This window comes from Rhizobium sp. Root491, from assembly GCF_001427205.1.
Taxonomy (GTDB): domain Bacteria; phylum Pseudomonadota; class Alphaproteobacteria; order Rhizobiales; family Rhizobiaceae; genus Agrobacterium; species Agrobacterium tumefaciens.
In genome coordinates, this window is record NZ_LMFF01000015.1 from 117,835 (window position 1) to 138,541 (window position 20,707).

19 protein-coding genes are annotated in these 20,707 nt (G+C 58.9%); 9 read left to right on the plus strand and 10 right to left on the minus strand.

The window, feature by feature from the left end:
• Window positions 1-290: 290 nt before the first annotated feature.
• From petA to ASD46_RS17265, 5 genes are all read left to right on the plus strand, one after another.
• Complete coding sequence (gene petA, locus ASD46_RS17245) at window positions 291-869, plus strand: ubiquinol-cytochrome c reductase iron-sulfur subunit (protein ID WP_003513514.1); 579 nt, start codon at window positions 291-293, stop codon at window positions 867-869.
• Between the two features lie 14 nt (window positions 870-883).
• On the plus strand, window positions 884-2,167 hold the full coding sequence (locus ASD46_RS17250) for a cytochrome b (RefSeq protein WP_019565206.1): 1,284 nt from the start codon (window positions 884-886) through the stop codon (window positions 2,165-2,167).
• A 22-nt stretch (window positions 2,168-2,189) separates the two neighbouring features.
• Window positions 2,190-3,074: a cytochrome c1 gene (locus tag ASD46_RS17255; RefSeq protein ID WP_003513510.1), complete on the plus strand. Its 885-nt coding sequence runs from the start codon at window positions 2,190-2,192 to the stop codon at window positions 3,072-3,074.
• Window positions 3,075-3,153: 79 nt separating this feature from the next.
• Window positions 3,154-3,546: a GFA family protein gene (locus ASD46_RS17260; protein WP_025594158.1), complete on the plus strand. Its 393-nt coding sequence runs from the start codon at window positions 3,154-3,156 to the stop codon at window positions 3,544-3,546.
• Window positions 3,547-3,636: 90 nt separating this feature from the next.
• Window positions 3,637-4,179 (plus strand): adenine phosphoribosyltransferase, encoded by a 543-nt coding sequence (locus ASD46_RS17265; RefSeq protein ID WP_019565208.1) that lies wholly within the window; start codon window positions 3,637-3,639, stop codon window positions 4,177-4,179.
• A 13-nt stretch (window positions 4,180-4,192) separates the two neighbouring features.
• Here ASD46_RS17265 and ASD46_RS17270 read toward each other — a convergent pair whose 3' ends face one another.
• The 4 genes from ASD46_RS17270 to ychF form a co-directional block, all read right to left on the minus strand.
• A complete protein-coding gene (locus ASD46_RS17270; protein ID WP_025594156.1) occupies window positions 4,193-4,828 on the minus strand; it encodes a class I SAM-dependent methyltransferase in 636 nt (211 codons plus the stop codon).
• Between the two features lie 63 nt (window positions 4,829-4,891).
• On the minus strand, window positions 4,892-5,359 hold the full coding sequence (locus ASD46_RS17275) for a MaoC family dehydratase (RefSeq protein WP_003513502.1): 468 nt from the start codon (window positions 5,357-5,359) through the stop codon (window positions 4,892-4,894).
• A complete protein-coding gene (locus ASD46_RS17280; protein WP_025594153.1) occupies window positions 5,356-5,829 on the minus strand; it encodes a MaoC family dehydratase in 474 nt (157 codons plus the stop codon). Before ASD46_RS17280 ends, ASD46_RS17275 begins: the two co-directional genes overlap by 4 nt.
• Before the next feature lie 321 nt (window positions 5,830-6,150).
• Complete coding sequence (ychF, locus tag ASD46_RS17285; RefSeq protein WP_003513497.1) at window positions 6,151-7,254, minus strand: redox-regulated ATPase YchF; 1,104 nt, start codon at window positions 7,252-7,254, stop codon at window positions 6,151-6,153.
• 253 nt (window positions 7,255-7,507) lie between these two features.
• Between ychF and clpS the strand changes: the two genes are divergently transcribed.
• Window positions 7,508-7,819 (plus strand): ATP-dependent Clp protease adapter ClpS, encoded by a 312-nt coding sequence (clpS, locus tag ASD46_RS17290; protein ID WP_003513495.1) that lies wholly within the window; start codon window positions 7,508-7,510, stop codon window positions 7,817-7,819.
• Window positions 7,820-7,830: 11 nt separating this feature from the next.
• Here clpS and ASD46_RS17295 read toward each other — a convergent pair whose 3' ends face one another.
• From ASD46_RS17295 to ASD46_RS17315, 5 genes are all read right to left on the minus strand, one after another.
• Window positions 7,831-8,283: a GNAT family N-acetyltransferase gene (locus tag ASD46_RS17295; protein ID WP_025594151.1), complete on the minus strand. Its 453-nt coding sequence runs from the start codon at window positions 8,281-8,283 to the stop codon at window positions 7,831-7,833.
• Between the two features lie 6 nt (window positions 8,284-8,289).
• Window positions 8,290-9,006: an aminoacyl-tRNA hydrolase gene (gene pth, locus ASD46_RS17300; protein ID WP_003513491.1), complete on the minus strand. Its 717-nt coding sequence runs from the start codon at window positions 9,004-9,006 to the stop codon at window positions 8,290-8,292.
• A 101-nt stretch (window positions 9,007-9,107) separates the two neighbouring features.
• Window positions 9,108-9,821 carry a substrate-binding periplasmic protein gene (locus ASD46_RS17305; RefSeq protein WP_025594147.1) on the minus strand — a complete coding sequence of 238 codons (714 nt, stop codon included), beginning with the start codon at window positions 9,819-9,821 and terminating at the stop codon, window positions 9,108-9,110.
• A 16-nt stretch (window positions 9,822-9,837) separates the two neighbouring features.
• Window positions 9,838-12,222, minus strand: coding sequence for a bifunctional diguanylate cyclase/phosphodiesterase (locus ASD46_RS17310; RefSeq protein ID WP_025594146.1), 2,385 nt, complete (start codon window positions 12,220-12,222; stop codon window positions 9,838-9,840).
• Between the two features lie 306 nt (window positions 12,223-12,528).
• The gene (locus tag ASD46_RS17315; protein ID WP_003513485.1) at window positions 12,529-13,140 is read right to left on the minus strand and encodes a 50S ribosomal protein L25/general stress protein Ctc; all 612 of its coding nucleotides are present in this window, start codon (window positions 13,138-13,140) and stop codon (window positions 12,529-12,531) included.
• 300 nt (window positions 13,141-13,440) lie between these two features.
• Here ASD46_RS17315 and ASD46_RS17320 point away from each other — a divergent pair, with 300 nt between their 5' ends.
• From ASD46_RS17320 to adh, 3 genes are all read left to right on the plus strand, one after another.
• The gene (locus tag ASD46_RS17320; RefSeq protein ID WP_025594144.1) at window positions 13,441-15,525 is read left to right on the plus strand and encodes a putative bifunctional diguanylate cyclase/phosphodiesterase; all 2,085 of its coding nucleotides are present in this window, start codon (window positions 13,441-13,443) and stop codon (window positions 15,523-15,525) included.
• 107 nt (window positions 15,526-15,632) lie between these two features.
• On the plus strand, window positions 15,633-16,592 hold the full coding sequence (locus ASD46_RS17325; RefSeq protein ID WP_013636592.1) for a helix-turn-helix domain-containing protein: 960 nt from the start codon (window positions 15,633-15,635) through the stop codon (window positions 16,590-16,592).
• A gap of 173 nt (window positions 16,593-16,765) precedes the next feature.
• Window positions 16,766-18,283 carry an aldehyde dehydrogenase gene (gene adh, locus ASD46_RS17330; RefSeq protein WP_003513477.1) on the plus strand — a complete coding sequence of 506 codons (1,518 nt, stop codon included), beginning with the start codon at window positions 16,766-16,768 and terminating at the stop codon, window positions 18,281-18,283.
• Between the two features lie 143 nt (window positions 18,284-18,426).
• Here the strand turns inward: adh and ASD46_RS17335 are convergent, their stop codons facing one another.
• Window positions 18,427-20,694 (minus strand): methyl-accepting chemotaxis protein, encoded by a 2,268-nt coding sequence (locus ASD46_RS17335; RefSeq protein WP_025594141.1) that lies wholly within the window; start codon window positions 20,692-20,694, stop codon window positions 18,427-18,429.
• Window positions 20,695-20,707 lie beyond the last annotated feature (13 nt).

Genomic DNA, 20,707 nt, shown 5'->3' on the forward strand with positions numbered 1-20,707 from the left:
CTCTCCCTTGATGTCTCGTAACATGCCGCAAGGGTGGGCACAATGTTGCCCGCTTGCCGGGGCTTAGGAAAAAATGAGAAACAAATCCGCCCCTTCTGGCAGAATTACGGCAGCTTTGTGTGCTTTGCTCTTGCCAAGTCAGTCAATATTTTGCGATCAAACAGAATGACGCGGTTTCTCAAACGCCGCGAGGATGACCGAGACGGTGGGACGGAGATTGTCTTGGATCAAATCATAGCGGGGGGACTCATGCGATTTACGGCAAAAACAGCGCAGAGGATGGTGTAGCGGTGAGCGAGCACGTAACCAATCACGACGCCTCGGGTGAACCGACCCGTCGCGATTTTCTTTATCTAGTAACCGGAATGACGGGCGCCGTTGGTGCCGCCGCAGTGGCGTGGCCCTTTATCGACCAGATGCGTCCAGACGCATCGACGCTGGCGCTTGCCTCCATCGAGGTAAACGTCGCGGCGGTCGAGCCGGGCATGTCGCTGACCGTGAAGTGGCGCGGCAAGCCGATTTTCATCCGTAACCGCACGGAAAAGGAAATCGGCGAAGCCAATGCGGTCGCTCTTGCCGATCTCAAGGATCCGGTGGCGCGCAACGCCAACATTGCCCCCGACGCGCAGGCGACGGACATTGACCGTTCCGCCGGTCAGGGCAAGGAAAACTGGATCGTCATGATCGGTTCCTGCACCCATCTCGGTTGCGTTCCGCTCGGCCAGGCCGGCGATTTCGGCGGTTGGTTCTGTCCCTGCCATGGCTCGCATTACGATACGGCGGGCCGCATACGTAAGGGTCCGGCGCCGCAGAACCTCGCCATCCCGACATTTGCATTCACATCCGATACCGTGATCAAGATCGGATAAGGGGACAGATATTTATGAGTGGTCATTCCAGTTATCAGCCGTCCACCGGCATCGAGAGGTGGATCGATTCGCGGCTTCCCTTGCCGCGCATGATCTATGACAGCTTCGTTGCCTATCCTGTCCCGCGTAATCTGAACTACGCCTACACATTCGGCGCGATGCTGGCTGTCATGCTGATCGTGCAGATCCTCACCGGCGTCGTGCTTGCCATGCATTACGCCGCTGAAACAACGGTTGCCTTCAATTCCGTCGAAAAGATCATGCGCGACGTCAACCACGGCTGGCTGTTGCGCTACATGCACGCCAACGGTGCGTCGTTCTTCTTCATCGCGGTTTACCTGCACATCGCCCGTGGACTTTATTACGGCTCCTACAAGGCGCCACGCGAAATCCTCTGGATTCTCGGCTGCGTGATCTACCTCCTGATGATGGCGACGGGCTTCATGGGCTACGTGCTGCCGTGGGGCCAGATGTCCTTCTGGGGCGCCACGGTCATCACCGGCTTCTTCTCGGCGTTCCCGGGCATAGGTGAGTGGATTCAGCAGTTCCTGCTCGGCGGCTTTGCGGTGGACAATCCGACGCTCAATCGCTTCTTCGCGCTCCACTACCTGCTGCCCTTCATGATTGCGGGTGTCGTCATCCTGCATATCTGGGCGCTGCATGTGACCGGCCAGACCAATCCGACCGGTGTGGAAGTGAAGAGCAAGACCGATACGGTGCCCTTCACGCCCTATGCGACGTTGAAGGATGCACTCGGTGTTTCGGTGTTCCTCATCGCTTATGCGTGGTTCGTCTTCTACATGCCGAACTTCCTCGGCCACCCTGATAACTACATCATGGCGGATCCGTTGAAGACACCGGCGCATATCGTGCCCGAATGGTACTATCTGCCGTTCTACGCGATGCTGCGCGCCATCACCTTCAATATCGGGCCGATCGATTCCAAGCTCGGTGGCGTTCTCGTCATGTTCGGCGCAATCATCGTGCTGTTCTTCCTGCCCTGGCTCGATACGTCGAAGGTTCGCTCCGCCGTCTATCGTCCCTGGTACAAGCTGTTCTTCTGGCTGTTCGTGGTCAACGCCATCCTGCTCGGCTGGCTGGGTTCGCGTCCGGCGGAAGGCCTTTATGTCATCATGTCGCAGATCGGCACGCTTTATTACTTCGGTTTCTTCCTCGTCATCATGCCGATCCTCGGTCTGGTCGAAACGCCGCGGCGTATTCCGAATTCGATTACCGAGGCCGTTCTGGAAAAGAACGCCGCCAAGAAGACTGCCGCGCCAGCGGCCGCCCAAGTCTGAGCGCGAAGGAAGGATGACGACAATGAAGAAGCTTGTAACGAGCATCGCGCTTATCGCTGCCATCGGCTGTTCCGCCGCCGCTTTTGCGGCGGAGGAGAGCCACGATCTCGCCACCAAGACCGAGCATGCGATCGCCGGCGGGCACTTCCCGGTCATCAAGCCCGAGGAGCAGAGCTGGTCTTTTGCCGGACCTTTCGGCAAATACGACAAGGGCCAGCTGCAGCGCGGCCTGAAGGTCTACAAGGAAGTCTGCTCTGCCTGCCATTCGATGAGCCTCGTTTCCTTCCGCACGCTGGGCGATCTCGGTTATTCGGAAGAGCAGGTGAAGGCCTTTGCTGCGGAATATGAAGTGCAGGACGGGCCGAACGCCGACGGCGAAATGTATAATCGCAAGGCTGTGCCTTCCGACCATTTCCCCTCGCCATTCCCGAACCACGAAGCGGCTGCTGCTGCCAATGGCGGAGCTGCACCACCGGACATGTCGCTGCTTGCCAAGGCGCGCGGCGTGGAGCGTGGCTTTCCGCAGTTCGTCATCGACATGATTCCGATCATCGGCGGTTATCAGGAAGGCGGCCCGGACTACATCCATGCCCTGCTGACCGGATACCAGGACGCGCCCGCCGGCGTTGAAGTGTCGGAAGGCACGCATTTCAACCCGTATTTCGCCAGTGCCGTGGCGCTGAAGATGGCGCCGCCGATCAGTGCCGATCAGGTGACTTACGACGACGGTGCGCCGCAGACGGTGGATCAATATTCCAAGGACGTGTCCGCTTTCCTGATGTGGGCCGCAGAACCGCATCTGGAAGCACGCAAGCGCACCGGCTTCATGGTCATGGTGTTCCTGTTCATCTTCACGGCGCTGATCTATCTCACCAAGAAATCGGTCTACGCCAACAAGGAACATTGAGCGGCTTCAAATGCCTGCAATCATTGGCCCCCATGGTCCTGCCCTGGGGGCCTTTTCATGTGTCGAAGGAGGATGAGAAATGGCGAAAGTCCGGAGCGGTGGCTGCCTGTGCGGTTCCGTCCGTTTCGAGGCCACGGGTGAACCCGGCAATCCGCACAGCTGCTCCTGCGATATCTGCCAGCGGCACTCCGGCGCTTCCAGCCTTGCCTGGGTGGAGTTTGCGAGCGATGCAGTGGTCTGGACGGGAGAGGGCGGTGCGCCCATGGTTTTCCGGTCTTCCGATTATTCCAGCCGTGCGTTTTGCGCAGTCTGCGGCAGCACGCTCGGCGCCATAGACGATGTACCGACTGTCGCCCTCGTTTCCGGCTCTTTTGACGACAGAAATGACGAGGCGCTACGGCCTCTGTCGCATTCCTTCGCGGATGTCTGCCCGGTCTGGGCGCGGATCGAGGGAATGTCGGGGCAGGAATGAGCGGCGGTCCTTTTTAGTTGGTCCGCAGCCACCAAGTTGATAGGGTGGCCCGAACCTTCTGATCCATTTCCCAATCTAACTGGAAATACCATGACCGTTATCGCTTCGGAGCTTTCCGCTGCCATCCGCTCCATTCCCGACTATCCGAAGCCGGGCATCATCTTCAGGGACATCACGACTCTGCTTGGCAATCCGCGCGCTTTCCGCCGTGCCGTGGACGAGCTTGTGCAGCCCTATGCGGGAACGAAGATCGACAAGATCGCCGGCATGGAAGCGCGTGGCTTCATTCTGGGCGGAGCGGTGGCGCACCAGCTTTCCGCCGGTTTCGTGCCTATCCGCAAGAAAGGCAAGCTGCCGCACACCACCGTGCGCGTGGCCTACAGCCTTGAATACGGCGTTGACGAGATGGAAATGCATGTGGATGCCGTGCAGCCGGGCGAAAAAGTCATTCTGGTCGACGACCTAATCGCGACCGGCGGCACCGCCGAAGGTGCGGTGAAACTCTTGCGGCAGATGGGCGCGGAAATCGTTTCGGCCTGCTTCGTCATCGATCTGCCCGATCTCGGCGGCCGCAGGAAGCTGGAGGACCTCGGTGTGGAAGTGCGGACACTGGTGGAGTTTTCAGGCCATTGAGGCCGGTTTCCGGCTAGGAATGTTGCGACAGGCCGGTGTTTTGTCCGGTCTTTCGTAGTGCGATCCATGTCCAGTGGACGCCCATGGCGCGATTACTCGCCTGAATGGAAGCAACTTCTACCTGTCGTATCAACGTGAACCCCAGACGGGCTGCATTGCCCGTCGTTTCCGCTGGTGAAATGGGAAAAGCACGGCGGCCTTCGGGTGCGGGGCCGTGACGCAGGGACATTATCAGCAATCCGCCCTCTGCCGTCATCTCCGAGAGGCTTTCCATGGCGGTCTGCCGTGCCTCGTCATCGATATGGTGCCAGACGCCGCACAGCGTAACCAGATCGAACGGGCCGTGACGGCGCGCTTTCATCAGATCGGGCAAACAGTCGTCAAGCCAGGTTATCTTGTACGAGAGGTGCAATCTCTTTCCGGGTTCACGCAGTTCCTTGACCGGCTCTATCGCCAGAACATCATGGTCGCATTCGGCAAACCAGGCGGCATCGCGACCGGTGCCGCTGCCAATATCCGCGACGCGGGCCGGTGTGACCGGCAACAGATCGATGACCGGTGCGTAGATTTCCCGGCAATCCAGTCCATCGAACCTGGCAATCAAGTCCGGCGTTGCCGCTTCAGCATAACCCTGTAGGATATCGTTCATTCTTGCCTTCCCGCCGCGACGCCGATTCCGAGGGTATCGCGCGCGGGCTATCTCGGCCAGCCGCTATTCGAACTCCAGAACCCCGCTCTGGAAGGTCATCACGGTTTCTCCGGACTGGTTCACGCCCTCGTTGAAGGTGGTGTTCAGCCAAACCCCGGCTCTTGATTCCAGCGGTCGGGCATCGAGCAAGGTGACGAAATAGGTCACGTCGTCTCCGGCGAAAACCGGCTTTTTCCATTTGAGTTCACGAAAGCCGGGGGAGGGGCCAAGTTTCGGCGGTTCAAGGCCAAGTTGTTTCAGCCTCTTCACTTCCTTGCCCCAATGGGAAAGGAAACATTTCATCCAGCCAGCGCCGGTGTGCCAACCGGAAGCGCAGAGCGCTCCGAAGACGCTGTTTTTCGCCGCTTCGGCATCGAGATGAAAGGGCTGCGGATCGAAATCGCGGGCGAAACGAACAATGTCTTCGGCGGAAAAATGCAATGTGTCGAGGGTGACGCGTTCGCCGATCGGGGAAAGTTCTGCCAGTCTCATGCCGCAAGGCCTCCGTCCGCACGCATCAGGAACATCACGGTGTTTTCGCCGTGCGATACCAGAACGCCGCGCTGGTTATAAAGCTCATGGCGAAACTTCACGAGGCCGATGCCGGGGCGTGAGCTGGAGGTGCGCTGTTCCAGAACAATGGATTTTCCCGAAAGCGTATCGCCAGCCAGAACCGGCTTTTTCCAGTCGACATAATCGATGCCGGGGCTGCCTTGCGATGTCGAATTGCTGATATAGCTCTCCGCCATCATTCGCATCAGCAGGGCGCAGGTGTGCCAGCCGGATGCCGCCAGCCCGCCGAGAATGCTCTGGCGGCCAGCCTCTTCGGACAGATGCATGGGCTGAGGATCGAACTCGCTGGCGAATTCGATGATTTGTGCTGCAGAAATCGATTGCGGTCCCAAGGGAAATTCCCGTCCAACGGAAAAATCCTCATAGGCATATGTCGCGACCGGCGCCATGGCTTCCTCCCTTGCCTAGTCGATGTCACCGGCATCTAAAATGATTTTTCCCTTTACGTAAAGGTCAAATCGAGAGTGCGTTTGCGGCGTAGGGAGATCCTATTGAGAGAGCGAGTGCGGCATGCTGCCTTCTCGCAGAGGAGGAGAAGGTCGCGATAGCGGAATGAGGGGCAAGGGTCGTGAGATTCGCCAGCCTTGCCTCCTCATCCGATCCTCCGGGCTATCTTCCCCCGCCGGGAGAAGAAACAAGCCATAGGTCTGTGTCACTTCGGTCAGCGCGTCAAAAGACGCGATGTGACCGCCGCCGCGCTCAAGACCAGATCAGGTATTAAAGCGGAAGTGGATGACGTCGCCGTCCTGGACGACATATTCCTTGCCTTCGTCGCGTCCCTTGCCGGCTTCCTTGGCACCAACTTCGCCCTTGTAGGCGATGTAGTCGTCATAGGCGATGGTGAAGGCGCGGATGAAGCCGCGTTCGAAATCGGTATGGATGACGCCGGCGGCAGCGGGCGCTTTGGTGCCGCGCACGATCGTCCAGGCGCGCGTTTCCTTCGGGCCGACGGTGAAATAGGTGATGAGGTCGAGCAGGTGATAGCCGGCGCGGATCAACCGGTCGAGACCGGCTTCGGTGAGCCCGAGGGCTGAGAGGAATTCTTCGGCTTCATCGGCCGGAAGCTGCGCGACTTCGGCCTCGATCGCCGCCGAGATGATTACGCATTCGGCGCCCTGTTGCTTTGCCATCTCCGCGACAGCCGCGGTGTGCTCGTTGCCGGTGGATGCGTCGGCTTCAGAGACGTTGCAGACATAAAGCACCGGGTGCGACGTCAGGAGATTGAGGCCCTTGAGGATTTCGATTTCCTCGTCCGCCAGTGTCTTCAAAAGCAGACGTGCCGGTTTTCCGTCGTTGAGCAGGGCAATTACGGCTTCCATCACCGGCAGTTGGGCCAAGGATTCCTTGTCCTTGCTGGTGGCGCGCTTGCGCGTCTGCTCGACACGGCGTTCCAGGCTTTCGAGGTCGGCGAGCATCAGTTCCGTCTCGATCGTGTCGGCATCGCCAACCGGATTGATGCGGCCTTCCACATGGGTGATGTCGTCGTCCTCGAAGCAGCGCAGCACATGTACGACGGCATCGACTTCGCGGATATTGGCGAGGAACTTGTTACCGAGACCTTCACCCTTCGATGCGCCGCGCACCAGGCCGGCAATGTCCACGAAGGAAATGCGGGTCGGAATGATTTCCTTCGATCCGGCAATGGCCGCGAGCTGCTGCATGCGGGGGTCCGGCACGGCAACTTCGCCGGTGTTGGGCTCGATGGTGCAGAAGGGATAGTTGGCGGCCTGCGCGGCCGCCGTTTTCGTCAGCGCGTTGAAGAGGGTGGACTTGCCGACATTCGGCAGCCCGACGATACCGCATTTGAAGCCCATGGCTTGAAACCTGTCCGTTTGAAAGAATTCGTTGAGGAGCCTTTTGCGGAAAGGGCAGGGCAAGGTCAAGCCCGGGGGCCGATTTGGGCGGGCAAAGCCCCGCGAATGGCGCGGAATTCTGCGCAAGTTCGGCGCTGGGGTTGTCGATGCTGCGGTTGCGGCGCAATATGCGCCGGTCGAGCAACCGATCTTTCGTCATCAACGGGGATTTTCCCCATGGGCTACAATTGAGTGACAATCACGGGCGACAATGATGAGTGACAGTCCTGTTGATCTCAAACCGAAACCGAAAGTCAAACCGAAGCTGGAGCGGCCTAAGCTCTACAAGGTCATTCTGCTGAATGACGACTATACGCCGCGCGACTTCGTCACCCTGGTGTTGAAGGTCGTCTTCCACATGGGCGAGGACACCGGCCACCGGGTGATGATGACGGCGCATCGCTTCGGAAGCGCGGTCGTCGTTGTCTGCGAGCGCGACATTGCCGAGACCAAGGCCAAGGAGGCGAACGATCTTGGCAAGGAGGCCGGGTTTCCGCTGATGTTCACCACCGAGCCGGAGGAGTGACGGTTTTATGCTCAATCCCGCCGGATCTGAAAACCCGTCTTGTTCTGAATGAAACCGCAGCTTTCGTAGAAGGCATGCACCTCAGGACGCTGCCGGCCGGTCAGCAGCATCACCTTGTAGCAATTTGCGGCAAAGGCGGTCTCGATGGCGTGGCGCACGACTGCGCGGCCATATCCCCGGCCGCGACGGGTTTCCAGCGTCACCACATTTTCGATGAAGGCATAGGGACGGGCAGCGCGCGTCAGGTTCGGGATGACGAGAAGCGTGGCGGTTGCAACGGGTTCCTGGTCTTCCATGGCAAAGAACACGGTGAGGCCGGGTTGGCCGAGCATGGCGGCGAAAACCGTGCTTGCCTCTTGCGCCGTCAGTTGCGGGTCGGAAGGGTTCAGCGCCTGGTAAAGTTCGAGCAGTTTCGGCAGATCGTCCGGGCCAGCTTCGCGAAGGCTCATGGTCTCTGAAGACATCTGCGCTCAATCCTTCTTGCCGAACATCCGCTTCAGCATCTCCGCCATCGGCCCGGTTTCCGGCAGTTTTTTCGGTTGGGCGTTGTTGCGCGCCTGATGGATGTGGGATTGCGCGGCGGGCTTGGCCGCCTTGGCCGGTTTTTCCGTTTCCGGCTTGCTGCCGGTGGCAAGCGCCAGCTTGTTCATCAGCTGCGAATCCTCTGATTTCACCAGCATGGCGGCATTGTCGGCAATGGCGTCCAGCAGCGGATCGAGCCAGACGCGGTCGGTCTTGGCGAAATCACCGAGAACGTGGCCATGCACCCGCTCCTTGTCGCCGGGATGGCCGATGCCGAGGCGCAGGCGGCGGTATTCCTTGCCGCAATGGGCGTCGATCGATTTCAGGCCATTATGGCCGCCATGGCCGCCGCCGGTCTTGATGCGCGCGCGGCCTGCAAGCAAATCGAGTTCATCATGGATGACGATAATGTCTGCCGGTGCAAGCTTGAAGAAACGCATGGCCTCGCCGACGGATTCACCCGACAGGTTCATGTAGGTGAGGGGCTTCATCAGCAGAACTTTCTCACCGCCTATTTCGCCTTCGGAAATCTCCGCCTTGAATTTCCGCGCCCAGGGCGAGAAGGAAGGCAGGCGCTGCAGCGCATCCACGGCCATGAAGCCGATGTTGTGACGGTTTCCCGCATATTGGGCGCCGGGGTTACCAAGGCCTGCGATGATCTTCATGGGGCATGTCCGCTTTTTTGCCTGACGATGCTGTTGTCACCACCCCGAAATGTTCCGGCTGTCAATCTTTTTATGGATTTTTTGATGTCGCGAGCGGGCGCTCAAGGGCTGACGAGTTTGTAGCGGTCGAATATGCTCTGTTGCGTTCCATCGGCGATCAGTCTGTCCAGGCGCGCCTGCAATTTTGCAATGACCTCGTCTGGAACGCTTTTGTTGCAGGCAAGACCCAGCTGTTGCCGCGCCAGCGTTATCACTTCCCTGAACTTGCCTGGGGGTTGGCTTTTGAAAGTGCTTTCCGACATGGGCATCAGGTCGATGCGGCCTGCGTTCAGCTTGTGAAGCGTGATCTGGAAATCAGCACCGACATCCACATGCTCGAAACCGAGGTTGCCAAGAAGGACCTCGGTGTAGTCGCCACGCTGGGTGCCGACCCGGTATTTTCTCGCGTCTTCCAGACTGGAGACGTTGATATCCGCATTCTGGCGCGCCACGAGGATGTTGCGGTCGCTATGGATCGGCGAGACCCATTTGAAAAGCTTTTCCCGTTCGGACGTTCTCGCCGTGGCAAAGACGCAATGCATGGCCTTCGTTGTGGCCAATGCGATCGCCCGCGCCCAGGGCATGACGGCGACCTCGTAATCGGTGCCGGTATCCTCAAGTACGATCCTGAGCTGGTCGATATAAACACCCGCCACGCTGCCGTCGTCGTTTTGCAGATTATAAGGTGGGTAAACCTCGGTGGTCAGGAAAAGCTTGGCTGCGCTGGCCGGGCCGGCAAGAGCAAGAAAGATCAGACAAAAGCGGATCAATCCCATGGCTGCTCCCACCCGTTTACGCCTGTCGCGCCGCGGCGCGGTCTGCGCCGTTATCCGCATTCAATGCGGCGATCAGCCGTTCAATGGGCTGCGGTCGCGCAAAATAATAGCCCTGTCCGTAATCCGCGCCTATCACTGTCAGAAGCTCCTTCTGCTCTTCCGTCTCGACGCCTTCGGCGATGACGGAGCAATTCATCTTGTGTGAGATTGCGGCGATACCCTCGACCAGCATGCGGCTGCGCTGCCTTATCTCCACCGTGTCGTCGCAGATCGAGCGCGTGAAGGACTGATCGATCTTGACGATGTCGACCGGAAAGCGGCTGAGATAGCTTAGCGACGAATAACCGGTGCCAAAATCGTCCAGCGCGATGCGGCAGCCCAGCTGGTGAATGGCATTGAGGATCGCCCGGATTTGCGGATCGTCCTTCATGATGACCGCCTCGGTTATCTCGATAATCAGCCGTTTGGGAAGAATGCCGTAGCGGTGAAGGACGCCGGCGATACGGGTCGGCAATCCCGGTTCGAACTGCAGCGGCGAAAAATTCACCGCCACATAGGATTGCTCCATGCCGGGCAGGTGCGACAGTCTGGCCAGATTGGCGATTGACTGGTCGAGGATGACATTGCCGATGCGATGGATGGTACCGTTTTCTTCCGCAAGGCTGATGATCGTGGCGGGAGAAAGCAATCCCTTTTCCGGATGGTTGAGACGCAACAGCGCCTCGAAACCCGCCGTCTGGCCCGTTGCAAGATCTTGAATCGGCTGGAAATAAGCCTCGAACCAATTGTCGGAAAGCGCCTGCGCGATATCCCGTTCCAGTTCCGCATGTTCGCGCGCCCGGTCCATGATCGAGCTGTCGAAGATCTGCGAGCCGTTCTTGCCCGTTCTCTTGCGGGTATACATGGCCATGTCGGCATTCTGCAAAAGTTCGGACGCGCTTGCGGCATGCAGCGGGTAGATCGCCATGCCGATGCTGGCGCTGAGACGGATGCTGTTGCCTTCGATCTCGAAGGGCGTGTCCAGCATGGTGCAAATCCGCTCGCAGAACAGCTGGGCGCGCTCCTCCACCTTGTCGCCGGCAAGCAGGATGGCGAATTCGTCGCCGCCCAGACGCGACGCGCTGTCCAGCGGTGTCAGCAGTGGTTCGATTTTCAGCGTGAATTCCCGCAGAACCGCATCGCCCGCCGCATGGCCGAGATTGTCGTTGATGGCCTTGAACCGGTCGAGGTCTATGAAAAGGCATGCCAGTTCGCTGCCGTTCCTGTCGGCGTCACGGATCTGCACGTCGAGAATGGCCTCGAAACCCTGGCGATTGAAGAGGCCGGTCAAATGGTCGGAAATAGCCTGCTGGCGGTTGCGCTTTTCCGACTGGCGCAACTCCGTCACGTCAGTCATGACGCAGAGATATGTGCCCTGATGTGCGTTGCCGGAATCAAGGGCTTTTTCAAGGATGAGGGCGTCCATAACGCTGCCATCCATGCAATGAAAACGCACCGTGATACCCGCCTGTGCGGCGTCGTGCGAATGTTGCGCCGCCTTGCGCTGCAGGAAAAGGGACCGGTCATCCGGGTGGATGAGGTCGGCGAAATTCAGGCCGAGTATTCTGGCCCGATCATAACCGGTCGCCTGCACCCAATAGTCGCTGACCGCGGCAATCCTGTCGTATCTGTCAAGCGAGAACAGCATGGCGGGTGTGCGATTGTAGATTTCCGTTTTCCGCTCATGGGCATGCTTGATTTCCAGCTCTTCCTTTTCAAGCTGGGTCTGCATTTCGTTGAAGCTTTTTGCCAGCCTGCCGATCTCGTCCTTCGAGCGCCAGTCGACATGGTGGCGGGAGCCGACGCGGCGTGTCGCTTCTATCGCTGCCGCCAGCCGCATCAGCGGGCGGATGACCATGAAGCGGTTGCCGGCGATGGCCGCAAGAACGGTGGTGAGAATGGCGAGAATGAAAATTGTGATGAAGGCCAGTTCGGTGCGGCTGAGAGAGGTCAGAAGACCGATATCGTCGTAATAGACTGTCAGTTGCCCGACGGTGACGACACCGTTTGTGGTTTTGTAGGTCACTTCGCGGGTCGTGGAGGCTGCATCCTGAATGATGTCGCTGCCGGCCGTCTGGATGATGTCCAGCTGGCCAGAGGTATCCTTGACCTCGACCATGCGGATCACGGGGTCGGAGACGAGGGTGCCGGTAATCTGATTTATGGTGTCGTCGTCGAGATCCCATAGCGGGCGGGCAAGCGCCTGCGCATTGGTTGACAGCAGAATCTCAAGGTGATTGCGCTGGCTACGGATAGCCTCGTGATAGGAGAGGGTCAGCAAAAGGGTGAAAAGCGGGGCGACCACTGTGAGAAGTGCACCGGAAACAATCGCGATAAAGCGACTTTCGACGGAATGAGCCATGTTCTATTGCAGTACCCTCTACCCCAGATAACTGCGCCCCGTTTCCGCCCCGTCCGGAGAGACATCCTTGAGGTTTTCGGCAACGGCCTTGTATCCTCACTGTATTTCTTCAACCCGTCCGGTGTTTTCACGATAACGCAATGGGCATCGTTTCATGGAATTGTTAATTCACGCTGAAACGGGACCGGCATCCTGCACGCGGCGAGAGGTTTTTGCTTTTAAAGTTCATAAAAACTAAAAGGCCCGTTCCGAAAAACGGAACGGGCCTTTTAGCTCAAATCTATCTGGCCTTATGGCCGCAGATTATTATTCAGAAGCTTCGCCGGCTTCTTCTTCTTCTTCAGCAACGCCGCCAGCCGGAGCAACGATCGTTGCGATCGTGAAGTCACGGTCGGCGATTACAGGGGTGATGTTCTTCGGCAGCTTGACATTCGAAATGTGAACGCTGTCGCCGATCTTCAGACCGGAGAGATCAACCGTGATGAATTCCGGAATGTCGTTGGCCGGGCAGTGGAATTCCACCGTGTGGCGAACGATGTTCAGAACGCCGCCGATCTTGATTTCCGACTTTTCTTCGTTTTCGAAGTGAACCGGAACTTCAACGTTGACGAGCGTGTTGCCCGAAACGCGCAGGAAGTCGACGTGCATGGTGAAGTCGCGGACCGGATCAAGCTGGTAGTCCTTCGGCAGGACCTTGATCTTCTTGCCGTCGACGTCGATTACCGCCACAGTCGTCATGAAGCCGCCAGCGTGGATACGCTTGGTTACTTCGTTGGTCGACAGAGCGATGGAAATGGGGGCCTGCTTGTCACCATAGATGACAGCGGGAATCAAACCGTTGCGGCGAAGTTCACGAGAGGACCCCTTACCAACTCGTTCGCGCGCCTCGGCCTTGAGCTCATACGATTCTTTGCTCATGGCAATTCCTTTCGAGGTTATATGGAGAGTTCATGCCCGCGGGCGCTGAACTGGAGAGGCTAAAAGCCATCTCGCCCGCGTTGCCTCCAAGGGTGTCTACACGGGTGCGGGCGCTATAATACAAACGGAAGACAAAGACAAGAGCGGCCGTTTTCCACGGATGCTATGCTGTGATTTTATTAGACTTGTCTAATTCACTCGTGCATTGCAACTTTTAATATATGCTTATCCATTCATATAAACCGGCTGCAAACTTGGCAAGTGATAAGGCTGCCTGGAATTCCAATTGCGTAGATGACAATGCTTAAAGTTCTCCAGTGCCTTACCGTCGATCATGACTTCCGATACACCACAGCAGCGGTCCTCGTCTGCATGTTGGGAAGCTTCGTCACGATGCGTCTTTTCTCGAGGGCGCGTCAGGCGAGGGGTTGGCAAAAGGTCAACTGGCTGTTTCTGGCTGGTGTCAATGGTGGGTCGGCGATATGGACCACCCATTTCGTGGCGATGCTGGGTTATGTCGCTGCCGGGGAGGTGGGGTACGATCCCTATCTGACCGGGCTTTCGCTTCTTATCGCCATTGCTACAACGACAACCGGCTTTGCCATTTCCGCCTATGGCGGACGCACAGCCCTGGTGGAAGCGGGTGGTGCGACAGTCGGTCTCGGTATTGCGGCCATGCATTATACCGGCATGGCTGCCTATCAGATCCAGGGCATGATTTTCTGGAACCAGACCTACGTCATCGCTTCGCTGGTGCTCGGGGCTGTATTCGGCGCGCTCGCGGTCAATCGCATCGCGCGCCCAGTCAACCGGTTTTGCCAATATAGCTCGGTTGCGTTCCTGATCCTGGCCATCGCCTCCATGCATTACACCGGCATGGCCTCGATGTTGTTCGAGTTCGATCCGCGCATCGTCATTTCGGAAAGTCTGCTGCCGCCCGCCATCATGGGTGGGGGCGCCATCGCCGTGACGCTTCTCCTGCTGGCGCTCGGGCTTTCCACCTATGTCATCGACGCCCAGTCCACCCAGCAGGCGGTCGCCCGCTATCGTCATCTTTCGCTCCACGATCCGCTGACGGGCATTCCGAACCGCGCGGCATTTATCGAACATCTCAACCGACGCACGCGCCATCTCTCCATGGGCGCACACACGGCGCTTTTGTCCATCGATCTCAACCGCTTCAAGGAAATCAACGACGTTCACGGCCATGCGGCGGGCGATGCCGTGCTGCGCGCCATTGCCGACCGCGCAAGTTCCGTTCTGAAAGCCGGGGAGTTTCTGGCGCGTATGGGCGGGGATGAATTCGTGGCGATGACCCATTCCTATTATACCCGCGCCGATGGTGCGGAATTCGCCCAGCGGCTGATCGAGCAGATCAGCAGGCCGGTCGAATGGAACGGGCAGACATTTTCGGTCGGCGCGAGTGTAGGCATATCGGTGCGCAATACCGGCGCCATCGACGCCGACACGCTGATGGCGCAGGCCGATGTCGCCATGTATCGGGCAAAAGGCGGGACTTCCGACACGATCTGCTTTTACGACAAGTCCATGGATGAAGCCGCACGCGAACGCAACGCGCTTGCCGTGGCCATGCGCAGCGGTCTCGCCAACAGCGAGTTCGAGCTTTATTACCAGCAGCAGAATGATACCAAGAGCGGCAGCATCGTCGGTTTCGAGGCACTGTTGCGCTGGAAACATCCGGAACGCGGTATGATCTCGCCCGTCGAATTCATTCCGATCGCGGAGCAGACCGGCTTTATCGTCGAATTGGGCGAATGGGTTCTGCGCGAAGCCTGCGCGCAGGCGGCTCTCTGGAAAAAATCGCTTTCCATCGCCGTCAATGTCGCCCCGCAGCAGCTTGCGGACAATGATTTCCCCGAGAAGGTCGAGAAGATTCTTAGGGAGACGGCGCTTGCGCCTGAGAGGCTTGAGCTTGAAATCACCGAAGGCAGCATCATCGCCGACCACCGCCACGCGTTGATCACGATCCGCAAACTCAAGGCGCTCGGCGTCAAGATCGCCATGGACGATTACGGCACGGGCTATTCCTCCCTCTCGACCCTGCAGAGCTTTCCCTTCGACAAGATCAAGATCGACCGGGCCTTTATCGATGGCCTGTCGACCAATGTTCAGTCGGAGGCGATCGTTCGCTCCACGCTCATTCTGGCGCATAGCCTCAATATTCCGGTGCTTGCGGAAGGTGTCGAGACGAAGGCCCATATCGAGTTCCTTCGCCGCGAAGGCTGCCTGCAGGTGCAGGGCTTCTTCTTCGGCAGGCCCGGTCCCTTGACCTCCATCGCCAATCTCGTCGACGACACGTTCCTCTCGACGGAGGACGAGCCGGAGGTCACCACCACCGGCCAACGCTATTTCAAGGCGGTATGATATCAGGCGCAGCCCGCGGTTGCGCTGACGGATGCGGGTCGCAAAGTTTTTAGTTGAAACGTGAACGCTTCCAGCGCACCATTGCCGAAAAGCTTTGGGAGGAGCGAATGCCGACAGACATCGCCCATGCGGACCGCGTGTATGAAACAGCGCGCCAACGTTCCGCAGCCGCAAGTTCTCCGATTATCGCCTCATGGCGCCGTTGCATGGTCACGCACCGTCTTGCGCCGGAGGAAAACCGCAAGCCGATCTTTCTCACCGACGTCGAATTCCGCCGCGCACGCGAAAGTGCGGCGGGCCTGATTGCCGAAAGCACGGATGAACTCGACCGCATTTTTCACAGTGTCGGCAAATCCGGCTGCTGCCTGCTTTTGACCGACGCCCAGGGCGTCGCGCTGGAGCGCCGGGGTGCTGCCGGCGACGATCGTGATTTCCGGGCGCTCGGTCTCTGGTCCGGCGCCGTCTGGAGCGAAGCGAGCGTCGGAACCAACGGTATTGGAACGGCACTTGCCGACGAGCGTTCGGTGGTGGTCTATCGCGACCAGCACTTCTTCACATCGAACACGGAACTCTGCTGCACCACGGCCCCGATCCGCGACCATACCGGCCGGGTGACGGGCGCTCTCGATATTTCCACGTGCCGCGACGACATCAACGAAATGACGTTTTCTTTCGTCACGCAGGCGGTGCGGGATGCCGCGCAGCGTATCGAGGGCAATCTCTTCCGCCGGGCCTTTCCCGGCGCGCGCATCGTCGTGGTGCCTACGGGTTTCAGTCCGGCACTTTCCTTGCTTGCCGTCGATCAGGACGATCTCGTGCTTGGGGCGACGCGCGCGGCGCGGCTTGCGCTGAAGCTCGATGACCATCGCATTGCGCAGGGGCTGCCCGCCGCCGATGTGTTGCAGGAACAGCGTCACGACGGCGGTTCCGATCTTGAGGAGGCGGAACGTTCGGCTTTGCGCCGGGTTCTGTCGCGCACCAATGGCAATGTCACGCAGGCCGCGTCCCTGCTCGGCATCAGCCGCGCCACGCTTCATCGCAAGATGAAGAAATTCGACGTGCATTGAGGCTATCCGAGACGATACCCGCTCAATTCAGCGGGATCGGAGCGGGTTTGTCGCAGATGTGAGACAATGTGCGCTGCGGAACCGCGCGGTGCCACTACCCGCCACGATCATCTAGGCCCACCTTCCTGTCATGCGGTCCGTCGCGGATCGTTTTCATCAGGGAGGATGAAATCATGAATATTCAGGTTCAGCACAAAGCTGGCGAAGCGCCCTTCAAGCTGAAATACGGAAATTTCATCGGCGGCAAATGGGTGGAGCCGAAATCCGGCCGCTACATGGACAATCTGTCACCGGTAACGGGTCACAAGATTTGTGAGGTTCCGCGCTCCGATGCGGCCGATATCGAACTCGCACTGGATGCCGCCCACCAGGCGCGGGAGAAGTGGGGCAAGACGAGTGTTACCGAACGTTCCAACATCCTGCTCAAGATCGCCCAGCGCATCGAGGACAATCTAGATCTCATCGCACGGGCCGAAACCTGGGATAACGGCAAGCCGCTACGCGAGACCACCAATGCCGATATTCCGCTGACGATCGACCATTTCCGCTATTTCGCGGGCTGCATCCGCGCGCAGGAAGGCACGATCGGCGAAATCGACAATGACACTGTCGCTTATCATTTCCATGAGCCTCTCGGCGTCGTCGGCCAGATTATTCCGTGGAACTTCCCGATCCTTATGGCCGCATGGAAACTTGCACCGGCACTCGCCGCCGGCAACTGCGTGGTACTGAAGCCGGCGGAACAGACGCCTGCTTCTATTCTGGTGGTGATGGAGCTTATCGAAGACCTGCTGCCGCCGGGCGTGCTCAACATCGTCAACGGCACTGGTGTTGAAGCGGGCAAGCCGCTGGCGCAGAGCAAGCGCATCGCCAAGATCGCCTTCACCGGCTCCACCCCGGTCGGCAAGGAAATCATGCGTTATGCGGCCGACAATGTCACAAACATCACGCTGGAACTGGGCGGCAAGTCGCCGAACATCTTCTTTGCCGATGTGATGAATGAAGACGACGCCTTCCTTGACAAGGCGCTTGAAGGTTTCGCCTTCTTCGCGCTCAACCAGGGCGAAGTCTGCACATGCCCGTCGCGTGCGCTGGTGCATGAATCGATCTACGACCGCTTTATGGAAAAGGCGATCAAGCGCGTTCAGGCCATCAGCCAGGACGACCCGCTCAATCCGTCGACCATGCTGGGTGCGCAGGCCTCGCAGGAACAGTTCGACAAGATCATGCGCTATCTGGATATCGGCAAGAAGGAAGGCGCAAAGGTTCTGACCGGCGGTGACCGCAAGACGCTCACGGGCGATCTTAAGGACGGTTATTACATTCAGCCGACGGTCTTCGAAGGCAACAACAAGATGCGGGTTTTCCAGGAGGAAATCTTCGGTCCTGTCGTTTCGGTCACCACCTTCAAGACGGTGGAAGAAGCGCTCGAAATCGCCAATGACACGGTTTACGGTCTTGGCGCTGGCGTCTGGAGCCGCGATACCAATATCGCCTATCGCGCTGGTCGTGGCATCGAAGCGGGCCGCGTGTGGACCAATTGCTACCACGTCTATCCGGCCGGTGCCGCCTTTGGCGGTTACAAACAGTCCGGCATCGGTCGCGAGACCCACAAGATGATGCTCGATCACTACCAGCAGACCAAGAACCTGCTCGTATCCTACAGCCCGAACAAGGTTGGCTTCTTCTGAGTTCCTCCCCGGAAGCCGGCGACGGATCGTCCTGATTTCCGGCCGCCGGCGAGTTCCCAGGGGCTTCGGTCCCTGGGAACCCGGATGAAGTTCAGCAAAATAAAAGGCCGGAGGTTTTGCCTCCGGCCTTTTTTTGCTGCGGACTATGCCGCGTAACGCTGGTCGCGGTTTCGGGTGGCACCTACGGAGAACTGGCCCACCTGTTCGGTCAGGCCATCAGCTTCGCTTGCGAGCGAGAAGGCCGCAGCCGTCGTTTCCTCCACCATCGCCGCGTTCTGCTGCGTCACATGGTCGAGTTCGTTGACGGAGGCGTTGATTTCGCCGAGGCGGCCGGATTGTTCGCGCGAAGCTGTGGCGATTTCGCCGATCTGATCGTTGACCGACTGGATGCGTTTCTGGATCTGCTCGAGGCTTTCTCCAGTTTTCAGCACCAGTGCCACGCCGCTTTCCACATCGCCCGCAGAGGTGGCGATTAGCGTCGTGATATCCCGTGCGGCAGCCGCCGATTTCTGCGCGAGTTCCCGCACTTCCTGTGCCACGACCGCAAAGCCCTTTCCGGCCTCACCGGCGCGGGCGGCCTCAACCCCGGCGTTCAGCGCCAGAAGATTGGTCTGGAAGGCAATCTGGTCGATGACGTCGATGATCTGGCGGATCTTGGACGACGACGTCTCGATACGCTCCATGGCGACGATTGCTTCTTTGACAACAGCGGTTGATTTATGGGCATCTTGCATGGTTTCCGCCGTCGTTCCGACTGCGACGTCGCAGCGGGAGAGGGAAACGTTGACGGCCTGCGTCATGTCTCCAAGTGCGGCGGCTGCTTCTTCGAGGGCGGCCGCCTGGCGTTCCGTGCGCCGCGACAGATCTTCCGATGCACTTTTCAGCTCGCCGGAGCCGGAGCGGATGGCATTGGCGCTTTCGCCGATGCTGGAGATAGTCGCATCCAGCCCCGCTATGGAGTTGTTGAAATCGACGCGCAGATGGTCGAGCGACGGCACGAAGGGTTTTTCAATGCGAAGATCGAGCCTGCCCGCAGCAAGATTGGCAAGGCCGGTCGCAAGCGCATCGACTGCTTCTTCCAGCTCCTTTGCACTTCTTGCCTTTTCCATCTCACGCTGTGCACGTTCCTCGTCCAGTTCCTCGCTTTTGCGATGGGACTCGGTTTCCATGCGCTGCTTGTCGAGAATGCCCTGGCGGAAGGATTCCAGTGCGCGCGCCATGGTGCCGATTTCGTCACCACGGGAAACGGCCTTGATCTCAATATTATGGTCACCACCGTTCAGACGTTCCATCAACCCGGCAAGGCCGGTCAGCGGCTTGGTCAGGCTGGCGGAAACGAAAATGCCGATGAGTGTCATGACGGCAAGCACCGCAAGTGTTGCAAGCGTTGCCCAGAAGGCGAGATCATTGGCCGCTGCCAGCACCTTGCTCTCCTGCTGGCCGATGGCCAGAAGATGCTTCTGTCCGAAAACGGAGACCGGACGATAGGCGTAGAAGATGCTGCCCGCAGGGGTCTTCGCCATGACCGTTCCGGCTTCGCTGGCACCTGTAAGTGCCGCGAGGCTTTCGGAAACGGCGACACCAGCCCCACCGGAGAGCACGCCCGCGCGAAGTTTGCCTTCAGCGCTCAGAAGAACGGCGTCGTCGATTGACTTGCCGGTTTCCTCAGGTGTTACCACCGCACCGATACGGTCTGCGGAAATGCGCATGATGACGGCGCCCTTGCGCTGCAACTGGCCCCAGTTCGAGACCGCGAGCGGCATGCCGATCAGGGCCGAGTCATTGGTGCCGCCATCGCTGAACCCAGTTGTGCTGATGACACCGTCCTTGCCGGCCTCGATGCGGTCGAACAATTCCTTGATCGTGCTGTTTTGCGGCTCCGTCACATTGGTCAGGAAGTTCTTGCCCTTGGTCACGGAATAGATAATGAGGCCTGCCTTGTCGATGACGTAGATGTCGCTGACCCGGGTGTTGCGCCAGACGCTGGCGATGGCCGCGTTGATCGTGGCGTGGCGAATAGCATAGAGCAGCCGCAAGCCTTCACCGTTGAAGGAGGCGCGCTCCTCTTCGGATACGCCCTCGCGGCGGAATGCCTGAATGATCGCATCCTTTTCCGTCGGTACGACCGTGGTCATGGTTTCCAGCGCCTGAGCGATCGCAGCGTTCTGCGACAGCTCGGAAATGCTTTGTTCGACGCGCAGCGTATAGGCATCAAGCTGTTTGGACTGGTTTCCCGCAACCGTCTCGAGCCTGATCTTGCTGGCGTCGATCAGGCCGGACTTGCCCATTTCGTATGACAGCAGCCCAACGGCCAGGCACGAAACCAGCGTCGCGCCCGTGACGAGCGCTGCGAATTTGGCCTTGATTGACAATGATTTAGCTTTGACAGCAGTCGGATTTGCACCCGGCATCCTGTTTCCTCCC